Here is a 13,823-nt window from a genome sequence, read left to right on the forward strand (position 1 = left end):
GGTCAGCTGATCCGGGTCAGCTTGGCGGTGAGGGGCGGTTCCGCCAGATCGTCCTTGAGCGCGACGGGCACCTCGACGGTCTCGGCGCTGCTGCCGTCGCCGACGGTGAGCGTGCCCACCTTGGTGCCGGCCTCGGCGGTGTGCGGCACCGAGGCGTCGCTCAGCTCGTTCAGCTCCAGCTTCACGGTCAGCCCCGACCAGCCGACGGCGGAGACGTCCTTGGTGGCGACCACTTCGGTGGTGCCGCCCAGGCTGTCGTCGACCTGCCCGACGACGTCCCCCTTCTTCACGATCGTCTTCGCGGTGAGCGCGTCCTGCCCCGACTCGATCAGTCCCCGTACGACGCCGGTGGCCTCGTCGATGTTGGCAGTGCCGTTCTGTCCGTACTGGCCGAGGGCCGCGCCGATGATCGTCTGGGTCTTGCCGCCGATGTTCTTCTCCGCAGCGAACAGGATGTTAGCGCCTGCTGCGGTGCTGGTGCCGGTCTTGATGCCGATGGCCACGGTCGGAACCAGCGTGAAAAAGTTGTGCTGCTCGTCGCCGTTGAGGTCGACGTAGCTGGGTAGCTTGGAGATCTCCTTGAAGACCGGGTTCTCCATCGCCGCCCGGCCCAGCTTCACCAGGTCCTCGGCGGTGGAGACGGTGGTCTTGTCCAGGCCGCTGGGGTCGGTGTACGTGGTGTTCGTCATCCCCAGCTCCTTCGCGGTCTTGTTCATCTTCGCGACGAACTCGTCCTCGGAGCTGCTGCCGGTGTCCCAGCGGGCGAGCAGCTTGGCGACGTTGTTGGCGGACGGCAGCATGACCGCCTCCAGCGCCTCGTACTCGGTGATCTTCTGGCCCTCGGTGACCTTCACCACCGACTCGTTCGCGGCCTTGCCGGTCTCGTAGTGCTTCTGCGCGGCCGCGTCGACGGTGATCTCCGGACCCTTCGCGCCGGTCTTCAGCGGGTGGTCGCGCAGGATCAGGTACACCGTCATGACCTTGGCGATGCTCGCGATCGGTACGGGCTTCTGGTCGCCGGAGGTACCGAAGCTGCCGATGCCGTTCACGTCCATGGCCGCCTGGCCCTGGGTGGGCCAGGGCACCGAGGGCTTGTCGCCCTCGAAGGAGACGGTCTGCTGCGCGGTGAGCTGGAGGGTGGGCGTCGGCAGCGGGCGCACCGCCTGTACGACCGCGAACACGATCACCAGCAGCAGGACCAGCGGCGTCCAGATCTTCACCCGCCGCCAGGTCGTGCGCAGCGGCGTCTCCGGCGGCGGCGGGGTGTTGGTCAGCTCCGCCAGCAGATCGAGCGGCGGCTTGGGCGGCAACGGCTGCTGCCGGGTCCGCTCGAAGCCTTCGGCGACGGGCGCGGGGGCGGGGGTGGCGGCGGTGGCCTCCGGTGCGGGCTTGCGCGCCGCCCGGTCGTCCAGCGGCTTGAGCGCGACGAACTTGCTGGTCCGCTCGGCGGGGGCCTCGGCCGCCCCGCCTGCCTCGCCCTGCTCGTCCTGCTCGTCCTGCTCCTTCTTCTTGTCCTTGTCGCCCAGCTTGAGCATGGTGGTGGGCTGGTCGACGGGGGGCGCGGCGGGCCGGGGCGCCTTGAAGACGGCGGTGGGCTGGTCCGGGGACTGGGGTACGTCGTCGGCGGCCGCGTCGGCGTCCGCGTCGGCGTCCGCGTCCGGCTTCTCGGGCTGGTCCTCGTCCGCGGCGGGGGACGGGGCGGCGGCGTCGGGCTCGGTGCCGTTGCCGCTCTCGGCGTCGGTGTCGGCGGCGGAGCCCTCCGCACGCTCCTGTGCGCCCTCGGACGCGCCGGAGCCCGCCCCGGGGCCGTCATCGGCGTCCGCAGGCCCCCTGGGAGCCTCCTGCGCCGCCTCCTCGCCCTTCTGCGGGCCTTCCGCGGCCCCGGTCACGTCCTCGGCCGGGCGCCCGGCGTCGCTCTCGGCGTCGTCGTCCTGTCCGGCGTCGGCGTCCGTCGGCTCCTCGTCGGCGTCGGCCGACCGCACCCAGGAGGCCACCGCCTCGCGCAACCGCCCGTCACCCTCGGTGCCGCTCCCGGCATCCTTGGCATCCGTGGCATCCGTGGCATCCTCGGCGCCCTCGGCGCCCTCGGCGCCCGAGTCTGCCGCGTCCGCCGGAGCCGACCGCACCCGCGTCGCCGTATCGGCACCGCCGGCCGGGCCCGGCCCCGAGCCCCGCCCCGCGGCACGCCGCGCCTCCGACTCCCGCGCCACCGCCAGCCGCGGATCACGCGCCTCCTCGGCCCCGCCCTCCGTCCGGGCCCCCGGAACCGGACCCACGCTCCCCGACGTCCGTTCTGCCGACGACTCGCGCTGCTTCGACCTGTCGGGGGACTCGCCCGCCACCGATGCCTCCTCCATGCGCCGCACGCCCCGCGTGCGCGTACCGAACCGTGAACCGCCGCCCGGGACACCGCCCGCAGGCGCTGTCCGAACCATGTACCAGTGTCCTGTGTACGGGCTTGACCGAACCGGTAGACGAGAACGACATACCTGCCGGTTCCCTTACGAAGCGGTCACGCACTCTCGACAGACCAATGTGAGAGGGGTCACCCTGTCTGTCATCCACGCGGGGAGGCATGGATGGGCAGGAGCCGCAGAACACTTCCGGAGGAGCTTCTGCTGCTGGCACTGGACCCGGCCACGGGTACCACTGCACAGCCGCAGTCGCTCGACCTCGGCCTGGCCGGGGCCCAGCTCGTCGAGCTGGCACTGGCCGGACGGATAGCCCCAGACGGGGATCGTATCGCCGTGGTCGCACCACGGCCGACAGGAGATCCGACCTTGGACTGCGCGTTGGAGTTGCTGCGAAGGCGCGGCGCCCCCGTACGCGCGGTGAACTGGATCGGCGGACCCCGGCTGGGGCTCCGCCAGACCTACCTCTCGCATCTGGAGCGGTGCGGCATGGTGCATGCCGTGGCCGGTCAGATGTGCGGAGTGCTGCCGACGACTCGCTACCAGGCGACCGACAACGAGATCAGCCGGGAGATCAGGGCCCGGCTGGACTCCGCGATCCGCACCGGCGTACCGCCGGACCCGCGGACCGCCGCGCTCGCCGCACTGGCGCACGCGGTGGGACTCGGCAAGCACCTCTACCCCGGGAACGAGGGGCGGTCCTCCCGCTCCCGGCTCCGGGATCTGATCCGGCACGACCCGATGGGCGGCCTCGTGGCGCACGCCGTGATGGACGTCCAGAACGGCGTCGCGGTCCAGCCGCGCCGCAGCCCGGCCCCGGCCGGCCGCCAGGCCGCCCCCGGAGCCGGACCCGCACCGGAACCCGCCCGCGGTGTTCCGTCGCAACCGCGCCGTGGCCCCATGGCGCGCGCCGCGGCCCACTGAGCCCCGGCACTACCGGCACCACCGGCACCACCGGCACTACCCGGCGCACCACCACGCACCACCCTCACACCCGCACCACCCGAGCCGCCGCACAACAGTCCCCGAGACCGGTCCGGGAGCCGCTGGCCGCGCGGGGCGACAGGACCGACGTCCGGACGACGACCCGGTCCCGCCGCCCCGCGCGGCCGCATGCGCGGCGCACATCGACCGTTTCCCAGCGGTAGTACGCACCTTGGTGGCAGTCTGCTCAACAGCAGATACGCAAAGTTGCAAGTGGCAGGCAAGACGCACGCAGCCGGAGGTGCACGTCCCGTGGCGTCCAATGTGAATCCCACCGTCCGGCGGCGCCGGCTCGGCCAGGAACTGCGCCGGCTCCGCGAGGTGAAGGGCATGACGGCCGAGGAGGTGGCGGAGCGGCTGCTGGTGTCGCAGTCGAAGATCAGCCGCCTGGAGAACGGCCGGCGCAGCATCAGCCAGCGCGACGTCCGTGATCTGTGCGGGGTCTACGAGGTCGAGGACCAGCGCATCGTCGATTCGCTGATGCAGATGGCCAAGGACTCCCGCCAGCAGGGCTGGTGGCACGCCTTCGGCGACATCCCGTACAGCGTCTACATCGGCCTGGAGACCGACGCGGAGTCGCTGCGCACCTATGAGCCGCAGATGATCACCGGCCTGCTCCAGACCCGTACGTACGCCGAGGCGCTGATCCAGGGCGCGCTGCCGGAGACCCCCGCCGCCGACGTCGAGAAGCGGGTGAACGTCCGGATAAGGCGTCAGGAGCGCATCCACTCCGAGCACGGCCCGCTGCGGCTGTGGGTGGTGCTGGACGAGGCGTGTCTGCGCCGGGTGGTGGGCGGTCCGCAGGTGATGCGGGAGCAGTTGGAGCACGTCGCGGAGATGTCGCAGCAGCCGCACATCACGGTCCAGGTGCTGCCGTTCGACGTCGGCGCGCACCCCGGCGTCAACGGCCAGTACTCCATCCTGGAGTTCGCCGACGCCGCCGACTCCAGCGTGGTCTACATCGAGGGCGTCACCAGCGACCTGTACCTGGAGAAGGCGCACGATGTGCAGAAGTACACGGTGATGTACGAGCACTTGAGGGCGCAGGCGCTGAACGTCGACGAGTCCCGGCGGCGCATCGAGGACGTGGCGAAGGAATACGCCCGCTGAGTCCGCGGCGGCCCCTTTCCCACAAAGCGGCGGGGATCGTACACCCCGGACAGGCCGCACTGGAAGACTCACCTGGAATATGCCATCCGGTCGGGTGAACGACTGCTCCGTATGGGGAGCACGGCGAGTAGCGTCGATCACGCCAACGATCACAACTCGCAACCGGAGCGGAAAAATGGCTATTCATCAGGGCAGCACCGACGCGTGGACCAAGTCCTCCTACTCCGGGGGGAACGGCGCGTGCGTCGAGGTGAAGTCCCCCGTCGTGTCGGCACTGCTGGTCCGGGACTCCAAGGTCCCGGCCGGCCCGGCACTGGCCTTCCCCGCGAACGCCTGGTCGGCGTTCGTGTCGTCGGTCAAGCACTGACGCACGGCACGCAGCACGCGCGGAGCCCTCTCGACCAGTGCGCCGACCTTGCCGAGGGGGCTCGGCTCGTGTCCGGGCGGTCAGGCCAGCTGCGCCTCGACGGCCGCCACCACCTCCGTGTCCTCCGGCTCGGCCTGCGGCGCGAACCGCGCGACGACCTCCCCGTCCCGGCCGATCAGGAACTTCTCGAAGTTCCACCGGATGTCCCCGCGGTGCCCGTCGGCGTCGGCGAACCCGACCAGCCGCTCGTAGAGCGGATGCCGCCCCTCCCCGTTCACCTCGGCCTTCTCGGTCATCGGGAAGGTCACCCCGTACGTGGCCGAGCAGAACTCGGCGATCTCCTCGGCGCTGCCGGGCTCCTGGCCCATGAACTGGTTGCAGGGCACGCCGAGCACGGTGAAGCCCCGCTCCGCGTACCGCTCGTGCAGCCGCTCCAGTCCGGAGTACTGCGGGGTCAGCCCGCACTTGGAGGCGACGTTCACCACGAGCACGACCTGCCCGGCGTACTGCCCGAGAGCCGCGGAACCGCCCTGGAGGGCGCCGATCTCGACGCCGAGCGGGGAGGAAGAGGTGTCGATGTCAGTAGTCATGTCCGGATGCTAGAGGGTGCCGGGCCCGCACCGGGCGACCGTGCACCCGGTGCGGTCCCGCTGGTTCAGCCGGCCGCGCAGCTCACGGTCGGCCAGGTCCAGTTGCCGTTGTGCTGGATGGTGACGCCGAAGGTGTTGCCGCTGCCGTTGGGTTTGGCGGTCAGGACCTGGGCGCTGGGGTAGGCGGCGCTGACGTTCCAGGTGGAGAGCACCTTGGCCGGGGCGGGCACGTTCAGCGTCACGGTCCAGGCGCTGGAGCCGGAGACGGTGACATTGAGGTTGTACCGGTCGCTCCACTGCTGTCCGGCGGAGAGCGTGGCGCTGCACGCGGCACCACCGCCGCCGCCACCCCCGCCCCCGCTGTCGGACGGGGCCACGGCCCGCCCGGTCGCCGGCGAGATCATGCCGGCGCACAGTCCGCGGGCGGTGAGACCCTGGGCGATCCGCGGAATCGCGGCGAGCGTGTTGGCGGGCCAGTCGTGCATGAGGATGACCTGGCCGTTGGTGAGCCGGCCGGCCGCCTGGACGATGGCGTCGGTACTGGCGCCGTTCCAGTCCTGCGAGTCGACGTCCCAGATGATCTCGGTCAGCCCGTACTTGGCCGCCACCGACCGCACGGTCGCGTTGGTCTCGCCGTACGGCGGCCGGAACAGCACCGGCGTACCGCCGCCCGCGCCCGCGATCGCCTGCTGGGTGCGGGCGAGTTCGGAGTCGACCTGGGCCTGGCTGAGCTGGGTCAGATGCGGGTGGGTGTAGCTGTGGTTGCCGACCCACATGCCGGCGTCGACCTGTGCCTTGACCTGGGCCGGGTTGGCGGCGGCGTACTGGCCCTGGTTGAACATGGTGGCCCGCAGCCCGTTCTGGCGCAGCGCGTTGAGCAGCGCGGGTGTGGAACTGGACGGGCCGTCGTCGAAGGTCAGCCCGACGTACCCGGTGCAGGCGGCGGCGCGGGCCGGTGCGGCGGCGGACTGGACGGCGAGGGTGCCCGCGGCGGCCAGCGCGAGGACGACGGCCCGGACCAGGAGGGCGCGCAAGGATGGCATCATCTCGGACTCCTCGGTCAGCTCGCGGCGCACGAGACGGTCGGCCAGGTCCAGTTGCCGTTGTGCTGGATGGTGACGCCGAAGGTGTTGCCGCTGCCGTTGGGTTTGGCGGTGAGGGTCTGGGCGTCGGGGTAGGCCGCGGCGGTGTTCCAGGTGGAGAGCACCTTGGCCGGTGACGGGACCTTCATGGTGACGGTCCAGGCACTGGAGCCGGAGACGGCGACGTTCAGGTTGTACCGGTCGCTCCACTGCTGCCCGGCGGAGAGCGTGGCGCTGCACCCGGTGCCGCCGCCACCGCCCCCGCCGCCCGAGTCGGTGCCGCCCACGGTGATGTTGGAGTTGCCGCTGCTCTGGTAGCCCTCGGTCGCCATGATCATGTAGTAGCTGAAGCTGCCGAGCGGCATCCCGGCCCGGGCCCAGGCGTCGAAGTGGTTCCCGGTGGTGATGGTCCCGCCGGTCCGCTTGGACTGCCGCACGCTCCAGTACTGGTCGAAGGTCTTGGTGCCCTCCACGGACGGGGCGTTGTACCGGGTCGTCTTGTAGATGTCGTACGTACCGCCGTCACTGCTGACGGTCCCCATGAAGGTCCCGGTGGGCCGGAACGTCCCCCAGTTGTCGACGATGTAGTACTCGACGAGCGGGTTCGAGGTCCATCCGTAGAGCGCCAGGTAGGCGTTGCCGGACGGGTTGAAGGTGCCCGAGTAGGTCACGGCCCGGCGCCCGCCGTTGCTCCAGCCCTTGCCGGCGACGAAGTTGCCGGTGTTGGACCAGGAGGTGCTGTAGTTCCCGCCGGAGCCCAGGTTCATGGAGACGGTGCCCTGGGCGTCCGTCCAGAAGGAGTAGTAGTACCCGTTGTTCGTGCCGGTCTGGTTCGTGGTGACGACCGTGTCGGCGTGCGCGGTACCGGGCGCCATGGCGGCCAGTACGGCGGCGCAGAGCGCGCTGATGAATAACCGGAAGCGATGTCTCATGCCGGGCAGTTTTGAGGTGCCCTCGTCAACTGTCAATAGTTTTGGTTTCGGCAGCTTCGCCGAAACATTCGATAACCCGCTTCCATTGCTGTACGGCGACGGTACGGCGATGATCGACCGTCCGCGCCTCGCCCATCCACCCCTGATCGCGTATCTCCGCCGAATGTTTCGAAGCCAAAACTACTGTGGCCGCTGTAGACATTCCTTGATCTCAGGGCTAACGTATGTGCTGTAGCCAGAAGTCAGTGAGGCGTGGCAGAGATGAACTGCCCGCATGCAGTACGCACGAAGGACCGCAGTACTACCGAGAAGTCGGCCCCGGAACGGAAGGTGGTCCCACGGTCAGGCACCAGTACGCAAAGGGCAGGCCGGTACCGCAGTAGGCCGGCCGATGGTGTTAGAAATCCCTAGGGGCCTTGGTGCCGTACGGCACCAAGGCCCCTCGACGCGTGGCCCCCTCAAGAACTCGAAGGTCCATCAGAGGTGCAGATGACCGCAGACACACCGCTCGACCGAATCGACGACGACGACTACCCCGCCTACACCATGGGACGGGCCGCGGAGATGCTGGGCACCACGCCCGCCTTCCTGCGCGCCCTCGGTGAAGCCCGGCTGATCACGCCGCTGCGCTCGGAAGGCGGTCATCGTCGCTACTCCCGCTACCAGCTGCGCATCGCCGCACGCGCCCGCGAGATGGTCGACCAGGGCACCGCCATCGAAGCGGCCTGCCGCATCATCATCCTGGAGGACCAGCTCGAAGAGGCCCGGCGCATCAACGAGGAACTGCGCAGCGGTACCGCCAGGGCCGGCCGCGGGCCGGACGCCTGACCCGGACGACCGCCCGGGGATCAGACGGAACGCGTGATGCCGAGCATCGCGGAGGCCCGCTGGAGCGGGTCGACGATCCTGGCGACCGCGGCCGTGGGCGCCGGCGCGGTACGGCAGGTGAAGCCGAGCTGCGTCATGGCCCGGAGCACCTCGCCGCTGCTGAAGTCGCGGCGGTCCTGCCGGGTGACGACCTGGCCGACCTGTTTGACGGGGTAGTGCCGCCGCCCGACGATCACGTAGTCGCCGTCGACCGGCTCGGGCTTGACGCCCTTCATCGCTTCCAGCACGCGTTCCTTGGTGAGCTCGAACGGAAAGCGGGCGATGACACAGCGCATGATGCCTCACAGAGGAAGAGACGGGGTTTCAGGGGGGTGCGGGCGAGCACGCCCGGCGCGTCGCCGTGACCTTCGGTGCCGGCCTAGGCCGCTGCCGTGCCGGTGGCGGAGCGTCGCGCGGACGCCCGCCGGGCCGCCGAGGCGGGGCGGCGCCGGCCGCGTCCACCGGAGCCGCGCTTGGGCCGTTCGGGTGCGGCCGGCGCGGCGATGACGACCGGGACGCCGGACGGCGCCTGGGCGCCGGTGATCCGGTGCAGGGCCTCCGCGCCGGCCCGCACCTGAGTGGTCTGCGGCACGATGCCGGCCGTCGCCATCAGCCGGCTCATGGCCCGGCGCTGACTCGGGGTGACCAGGGTGACGACGCTGCCGGACTCGCCGGCCCGAGCGGTACGGCCGCCGCGGTGCAGGTAGTCCTTGTGGTCGGTCGGCGGATCGACGTTGACGACGAGGTCGAGGCTGTCGACGTGGATGCCGCGCGCGGCGACGTTGGTCGCCACCAGCACGCTGACGTGCCCGCTCTTGAACTGCGTCAGCGTCCGGGTGCGCTGCGGCTGCGACTTGCCGCCGTGCAGGGCGGCGGCCCGGACCCCGCTGTTCAGGAGGTGCTCGGTGAGGCGGTCGACGGCGTGCTTGGTGTCCAGGAACATGAGCACCCGGCCGTCCCGGGCGGCGATCTCGGTGGTGGCCGCGTGCTTGTCGGCGCCGTGCACGTGCAGGACGTGGTGCTCCATCGTCGTCACCGCCCCGGCCGACGGATCGACGGAGTGCACGACGGGATCGCTCAGGTAACGCCGCACGAGCAGATCGACATTGCGGTCGAGCGTGGCGGAGAACAGCATCCGCTGACCGTCCCGGCGCACCTGGTCGAGCAGTGCGGTGACCTGCGGCATGAAGCCCATGTCGGCCATCTGGTCGGCCTCGTCGAGGACGGTGACGGCGACCTGGTCGAGGCGGCAGTCGCCGCGCTCGATGAGATCCTTGAGCCGCCCGGGCGTGGCGACGACGATCTCGGCCCCGCCGCGCAGCGCGCTGGCCTGCCGGCCGATCGGCATGCCGCCCACCACCGTGGCCAGCCGCAGCCGCACCGCCCGGGCGTACGGCGTGAGGGCGTCGGTGACCTGCTGCGCCAGCTCCCGCGTCGGGACCAGGACCAGCCCGAGCGGCTGCCGGGCCTCGGCACGGCGACCGGCGGTACGGGCCAGCAGGGCCAGCCCGAAGGCGAGGGTCTTGCCGGAACCGGTGCGGCCCCGGCCGAGTACGTCCCGGCCGGCGAGCGAGTTGGGCAGCGTCGCCGCCTGGATGGGGAACGGCACGGCGACGCCCTGCGCCCCGAGCGCGGCCAGCAGCTCGGCGGGCATGTCGAGCTCGGCGAAGGCGTCCGCGGCGGGCAACGCCGGGGTGACCGTCCGGGGCAGCGCGAACTCGGCCGAACTCCGGGAACTCACCGAACTCGTCGAACGGAACCGTTGGGTGGGACGTGCGCGGTTCATACGGAACCTTCCTTGCTTCCTTGATTGCGGTGCGGCACATATCAAGGAATCCCCGCATGACCTGGAAAGCGGCATGAAGAATCGCAAGTACGAGCCGTATGGAACGCAGCCGAAAATTTTGGGAATGCAGCTGGGGCCCGCACCCCGAAGGATGCGGGCCCCAGCTACGAATTACGCGCAGGCGTCAGGCGAGGACGATGTTCTCGGCCGTCGGGCCCTTCTGCCCCTGCGCGATGTCGAAGCTCACCTTCTGGCCCTCGAGCAGCTCACGGAAGCCCTGGGCAGAGATGTTCGAGTAGTGGGCGAACACGTCGGCGCCGCCACCGTCCTGCTCGATGAAGCCGAAGCCCTTTTCCGCGTTGAACCACTTCACGGTGCCAGTAGCCATGTCTTTTTCTCCTTCGGGGTGAATCAGTATCCGCACTCCGCGGATACCACGTCGCCGCGATGATCACCCTGCCCGGAAAAAGCACCGGTACCAAAAGGAATGCGGGAACCACAACTGCAACTGAGATCGACAGTAGCACGTTGCGCCGGACCGTGCGTGTTGAGTAATTACACTCGGCCCGTCGCCCCATGAAAACTGCCCGCGAAATTCGGCAAACCCTCCTGCCGCCGATACAGCTTTCCCACCGCCGCGCAGCACGGCCCGCCCGAAACCGCCCGGGACCCCGAGCCGTACCGCGACCCGCTGCCTCCAGACGTGGGTCGAGGCGTCATCCCTGGCGTCGTGCGTGCCGGTTCGACCGTCGTCGCACGGTGAAGACACAGGCGAGCATGCCGAGGGCCCAGGCAATCAGAAGAGCACCCCACAAGGGCATCGTCACCATCGGAACGAGAAGGCGGATTTCGACACTCGTGCGGTTTTCGAAGATGAAGACCAGGGCGATCGCGGTGATCAGAACGAACGGTACGAGGCGGCGGACAGCGGGGCGGGTAAGGAACGAACTGTGCGCCTTGTCTGTGCTGGTCCGAGTCATGAGATGCCTCTCTCCGTCTCACTGCCCCCATGTCCAGCCTCCTCTCGCACCGCGTGCCCCGCCACTGAAGGGACCGCACGGACGTACACCACATCGCGGTCGCCCGCGGGCGGTACGCCGGTCCCGCGCCGCGACCTTGAGCAGGCCGGCGCTGATGGTCAGCGGGCAGAAGGACTGGATGTGGCGGGGGCGTGTCCCGCGTGTCCCGCAGGGCCGTGTCCGCTCAGTACCAGCTCCTTCGCCCTGCGGAACTCCTCGTCCGTGATGGCTCCCTGATCGCGGATCTCGGCGAGCCGGGTCAGCTCGTCGACGCTGGTGCGCTGTCCGCCGCTCGCGGTCTTCCTGATGTAGGCGTTGAACTCCTCCTGACGGGCGCGGGCATGGGCCGTCTCCCGGCGGCCCATGTTCTTCCCGCGCGCGATGACGTAGACGAAGACGCCCAGGAATGGCAGGACAAGGCAGAACACCAGCCAGCCGGCCTTGGCCCAGCCGCTCAGCCGGTCGTCGCGGAAGATGTCACCGATGATCCGGAAGAGCAGGACGAACCACATGATCCACAGGAAGACCAGAAGCATGGTCCAGAACATGTTCAGCAGCGGATAGTCGTACGCCAGGTAGGTCTGCGCGTTCATGTCCGTCCTCCGTCCCGGGCGTGCCCGGCCGTGGTCGCGTACTGACCTCAGGATGGTCACGGGGCTCACCGTCAGACGTCACCCGGCACGGGTGAGTGCGGCCCCACCCGCGGCCGGCCGGCCGGTTCCCCGCCCGGAGCCACGGCGCTCGTTCATCAGGCTGCTCGATGAGCCGACGGACGCGCCGGTCCGACGGCTGCCGCCAGGACCGCCAGGACGATCGGCGCGGATCGGCGCGGCCGAGATGATCCCGAGGACGACCGCCACAGTGGCGCCGGGCGCCGCCTGGTATGTGTCCGTTCCAGGGTCGGGCCGGCACCGGGGTCACCCGTCAGGGGTGATCCCGGTCTGCCGGCGGGGCGGTGGGGTGGGAGCCGGGAACAGCTGACTACCGGGCGTCCGGACGAGACGGAGCGGACGTGACATGAGCGGACCGGAGTCGCGGCGCGGCCCTCGACGGCTCCCAGACGCGGATGAGGGGAACGTGTGATGGCCCGCACTTCCCAGCAGCACACCAGGAGGACCGCGAGCAGGCCGCACACCTGGAGCGCTCCGCACCCGGCTCGTTCAGCGAGCCGCTGGGCAGGACGGACGCGCCGCACCTCACCCTGGCCACGCTCGTCGGTGGGCCCGTGGAAGAACCGGAGGCCGGACCATGACTGCACCCAGTGCCCTCACCGTCTCCCTGCCGCCGGCCGAGCGGGCCGCGTACGGCAGGAAGGCCCGGGAACGAGCCTCGCGTTCGTGCCACGGCTGGTACGAGACGGGGCAACGGCGGGGCGACCCGGTCGACCTGCTGGAGCGCCAGTCGGATGAGCGCGTACCGGCACTGGTGCCGATCCGCTACGGCCGCATGCTGGAGTCGCCGTTCCGGTTCTACCGCGGGGCGGCAGCGATCATGGCGGGGGACCTGGCAGCCTTGCCCAGCAGCGGGCTCCAGGTGCAGTTGTGCGGGGACGCGCACCCGCTGAACTTCCGGCTCCTGGCCTCACCGGAGCGCCGGCTGGTCTTCGACATCAACGACTTCGACGAGACGCTGCCCGGCCCCTTCGAGTGGGACGTCAAACGGCTGGCGGCCGGCTTCGTGATCGCGGCCCGGGCGAACGGCTTCTCGCCCAAGGAGCAGAACCGCACCGTACGGGCTTGTGTGGGCGCCTACCGGGAACGCATGCGGGAGTTCGCCGGCATGCCGGTCCTGGACATCTGGTACGCCCAGGACGACGCGGATCACGTACGGCAACTACTGGCGGCGAAGGCGACGGGTGAAGCGGAGCGCCGTCTCCGGGACGCGGCCGCGAAAGCACGCACACGCACACACGTGAGGGCGTTCGCGAAGCTCACCCGCGTCACCGCCGAGGGCCGGCGCATCACCCCCGACCCGCCGCTGATCACCCCGCTGGGCGATCTGCTCACCGAGCCGTCCGAGGCGGGCCAGGAGGAGGAACTGCGGTCCGTCGTGAACGGCTACGCACAAACCCTGCCCCCTGAGCGCAGGCACCTGCTGCGCCACTACCGGCTGGTGGACATGGCCCGCAAGGTGGTCGGCGTCGGCAGCGTCGGCACCCGCTGCTGGGTACTGCTCCTGCTCGGCAGGGACGACGACGACCCCCTGCTGCTCCAGGCCAAGGAAGCCACGGAGTCGGTGCTGGCCCCCCACACGGGCGGCGAACGACACGACAACCAGGGCCGCCGGGTCGTGACCGGCCAACGCCTGATCCAGACCACCAGCGACATCTTCCTCGGCTGGACGCGCGCCACCGGCCTCGACGGGCAGGACCGGGACTTCTACGTACGCCAGATGTGGGACTGGAAGGGCATCGCGCGGCCGGAGACCATGAGCCCCCGCCTGCTCTCCCTCTTCGCCCGGCTGTGCGGAGCCTGCCTGGCGAGGGCCCACGCCCGATCCGGCGACCCCATCGCGCTCGCCGCCTACCTGGGCGGCAGCGACCGCTTCGACCGCGCGCTCACCGAGTTCGCCCTGGCCTACGCCGATCAGAACGAACGCGACCACGAAGCCCTGTGGGCGGCCTGCCGCTCCGGCCGGATCACGGCCGCCCGGATGTGACGCCGCCCCGCGGCATC

Annotated in this window: 14 protein-coding genes and 1 pseudogene; 5 read left to right on the forward strand and 10 right to left on the reverse strand. The window is 70.3% G+C overall.

Translation table 11 applies throughout. The features are described 5' to 3' along the window. Positions 1-2 precede the first annotated feature (2 nt). A complete protein-coding gene (locus AB0G32_RS01550) occupies positions 3-2,126 on the reverse strand; it encodes a D-alanyl-D-alanine carboxypeptidase (protein ID WP_361156570.1) in 2,124 nt (707 codons plus the stop codon). A 453-nt stretch (positions 2,127-2,579) separates the two neighbouring features. Between AB0G32_RS01550 and AB0G32_RS01555 the strand changes: the two genes are divergently transcribed. The 3 genes from AB0G32_RS01555 to AB0G32_RS01565 all read left to right on the forward strand — a co-directional run bounded on the left by AB0G32_RS01555 (position 2,580) and on the right by AB0G32_RS01565 (position 4,872). Then, the gene (locus tag AB0G32_RS01555) at positions 2,580-3,335 is read left to right on the forward strand and encodes a GPP34 family phosphoprotein (protein ID WP_361156573.1); all 756 of its coding nucleotides are present in this window, start codon (positions 2,580-2,582) and stop codon (positions 3,333-3,335) included. A gap of 312 nt (positions 3,336-3,647) precedes the next feature. After that, positions 3,648-4,505, forward strand: a complete 858-nt coding sequence (locus AB0G32_RS01560) for a helix-turn-helix transcriptional regulator (protein ID WP_361156576.1) — start codon at positions 3,648-3,650, stop codon at positions 4,503-4,505. A 175-nt stretch (positions 4,506-4,680) separates the two neighbouring features. Beyond that, positions 4,681-4,872, forward strand: a complete 192-nt coding sequence (locus AB0G32_RS01565; RefSeq protein ID WP_361156578.1) for a DUF397 domain-containing protein — start codon at positions 4,681-4,683, stop codon at positions 4,870-4,872. Positions 4,873-4,952: 80 nt separating this feature from the next. Here AB0G32_RS01565 and AB0G32_RS01570 read toward each other — a convergent pair whose 3' ends face one another. The 3 genes from AB0G32_RS01570 to AB0G32_RS01580 all read right to left on the reverse strand — a co-directional run bounded on the left by AB0G32_RS01570 (position 4,953) and on the right by AB0G32_RS01580 (position 7,476). Next, positions 4,953-5,462: a glutathione peroxidase gene (locus AB0G32_RS01570; protein WP_361156581.1), complete on the reverse strand. Its 510-nt coding sequence runs from the start codon at positions 5,460-5,462 to the stop codon at positions 4,953-4,955. A 65-nt stretch (positions 5,463-5,527) separates the two neighbouring features. Next, complete coding sequence (locus AB0G32_RS01575) at positions 5,528-6,508, reverse strand: polysaccharide deacetylase family protein (protein WP_361156584.1); 981 nt, start codon at positions 6,506-6,508, stop codon at positions 5,528-5,530. A 14-nt stretch (positions 6,509-6,522) separates the two neighbouring features. Continuing rightward, positions 6,523-7,476 carry a glycoside hydrolase family 11 protein gene (locus tag AB0G32_RS01580; protein ID WP_361156587.1) on the reverse strand — a complete coding sequence of 318 codons (954 nt, stop codon included), beginning with the start codon at positions 7,474-7,476 and terminating at the stop codon, positions 6,523-6,525. Between the two features lie 489 nt (positions 7,477-7,965). Here AB0G32_RS01580 and AB0G32_RS01585 point away from each other — a divergent pair, with 489 nt between their 5' ends. After that, positions 7,966-8,304, forward strand: a complete 339-nt coding sequence (locus AB0G32_RS01585) for a MerR family transcriptional regulator (RefSeq protein WP_361156590.1) — start codon at positions 7,966-7,968, stop codon at positions 8,302-8,304. A 20-nt stretch (positions 8,305-8,324) separates the two neighbouring features. Here AB0G32_RS01585 and AB0G32_RS01590 read toward each other — a convergent pair whose 3' ends face one another. From AB0G32_RS01590 to AB0G32_RS01615, 6 genes and pseudogenes are all read right to left on the reverse strand, one after another. Continuing rightward, the gene (locus AB0G32_RS01590; RefSeq protein WP_361156593.1) at positions 8,325-8,639 is read right to left on the reverse strand and encodes an SCO5918 family protein; all 315 of its coding nucleotides are present in this window, start codon (positions 8,637-8,639) and stop codon (positions 8,325-8,327) included. 83 nt (positions 8,640-8,722) lie between these two features. Then, positions 8,723-10,129, reverse strand: a complete 1,407-nt coding sequence (locus tag AB0G32_RS01595; RefSeq protein ID WP_361156596.1) for a DEAD/DEAH box helicase — start codon at positions 10,127-10,129, stop codon at positions 8,723-8,725. A gap of 184 nt (positions 10,130-10,313) precedes the next feature. Beyond that, on the reverse strand, positions 10,314-10,517 hold the full coding sequence (locus AB0G32_RS01600) for a cold-shock protein (RefSeq protein ID WP_073934532.1): 204 nt from the start codon (positions 10,515-10,517) through the stop codon (positions 10,314-10,316). A 328-nt stretch (positions 10,518-10,845) separates the two neighbouring features. Beyond that, positions 10,846-11,109: a hypothetical protein gene (locus AB0G32_RS01605; RefSeq protein ID WP_361156599.1), complete on the reverse strand. Its 264-nt coding sequence runs from the start codon at positions 11,107-11,109 to the stop codon at positions 10,846-10,848. 158 nt (positions 11,110-11,267) lie between these two features. Beyond that, positions 11,268-11,741, reverse strand: coding sequence for an SHOCT domain-containing protein (locus tag AB0G32_RS01610; protein ID WP_361156602.1), 474 nt, complete (start codon positions 11,739-11,741; stop codon positions 11,268-11,270). A gap of 431 nt (positions 11,742-12,172) precedes the next feature. Further along, positions 12,173-12,289: pseudogene (locus AB0G32_RS01615) on the reverse strand (two pore domain potassium channel family protein); the annotation flags it as partial. Positions 12,290-12,396: 107 nt separating this feature from the next. Here AB0G32_RS01615 and AB0G32_RS01620 point away from each other — a divergent pair. Continuing rightward, positions 12,397-13,806 (forward strand): DUF2252 domain-containing protein, encoded by a 1,410-nt coding sequence (locus AB0G32_RS01620; protein WP_361156604.1) that lies wholly within the window; start codon positions 12,397-12,399, stop codon positions 13,804-13,806. The last annotated feature ends 17 nt before the right edge of the window (positions 13,807-13,823 follow it).

The organism is Streptomyces sp. NPDC023723 (genome assembly GCF_040639815.1).
Taxonomy (GTDB): domain Bacteria; phylum Actinomycetota; class Actinomycetes; order Streptomycetales; family Streptomycetaceae; genus Streptomyces.

What these genes read in the sequence shown, in the direction of transcription:
- AB0G32_RS01620 (WP_361156604.1), top strand. Translation starts at nt 12,397, where the DNA reads ATGACTGCACCCAGTGCCCTCACCGTCTCCCTGCCGCCGGCCGAGCGG.
- AB0G32_RS01580 (WP_361156587.1), bottom strand. Translation starts at nt 7,476, where the DNA reads ATGAGACATCGCTTCCGGTTATTCATCAGCGCGCTCTGCGCCGCCGTA.
- AB0G32_RS01610 (WP_361156602.1), bottom strand. Translation starts at nt 11,741, where the DNA reads ATGAACGCGCAGACCTACCTGGCGTACGACTATCCGCTGCTGAACATG.
- AB0G32_RS01590 (WP_361156593.1), bottom strand. Translation starts at nt 8,639, where the DNA reads ATGCGCTGTGTCATCGCCCGCTTTCCGTTCGAGCTCACCAAGGAACGC.
- AB0G32_RS01585 (WP_361156590.1), top strand. Translation starts at nt 7,966, where the DNA reads ATGACCGCAGACACACCGCTCGACCGAATCGACGACGACGACTACCCC.
- AB0G32_RS01555 (WP_361156573.1), top strand. Translation starts at nt 2,580, where the DNA reads ATGGGCAGGAGCCGCAGAACACTTCCGGAGGAGCTTCTGCTGCTGGCA.
- AB0G32_RS01600 (WP_073934532.1), bottom strand. Translation starts at nt 10,517, where the DNA reads ATGGCTACTGGCACCGTGAAGTGGTTCAACGCGGAAAAGGGCTTCGGC.
- AB0G32_RS01565 (WP_361156578.1), top strand. Translation starts at nt 4,681, where the DNA reads ATGGCTATTCATCAGGGCAGCACCGACGCGTGGACCAAGTCCTCCTAC.
- AB0G32_RS01570 (WP_361156581.1), bottom strand. Translation starts at nt 5,462, where the DNA reads ATGACTACTGACATCGACACCTCTTCCTCCCCGCTCGGCGTCGAGATC.
- AB0G32_RS01575 (WP_361156584.1), bottom strand. Translation starts at nt 6,508, where the DNA reads ATGATGCCATCCTTGCGCGCCCTCCTGGTCCGGGCCGTCGTCCTCGCG.
- AB0G32_RS01595 (WP_361156596.1), bottom strand. Translation starts at nt 10,129, where the DNA reads ATGAACCGCGCACGTCCCACCCAACGGTTCCGTTCGACGAGTTCGGTG.
- AB0G32_RS01605 (WP_361156599.1), bottom strand. Translation starts at nt 11,109, where the DNA reads ATGACTCGGACCAGCACAGACAAGGCGCACAGTTCGTTCCTTACCCGC.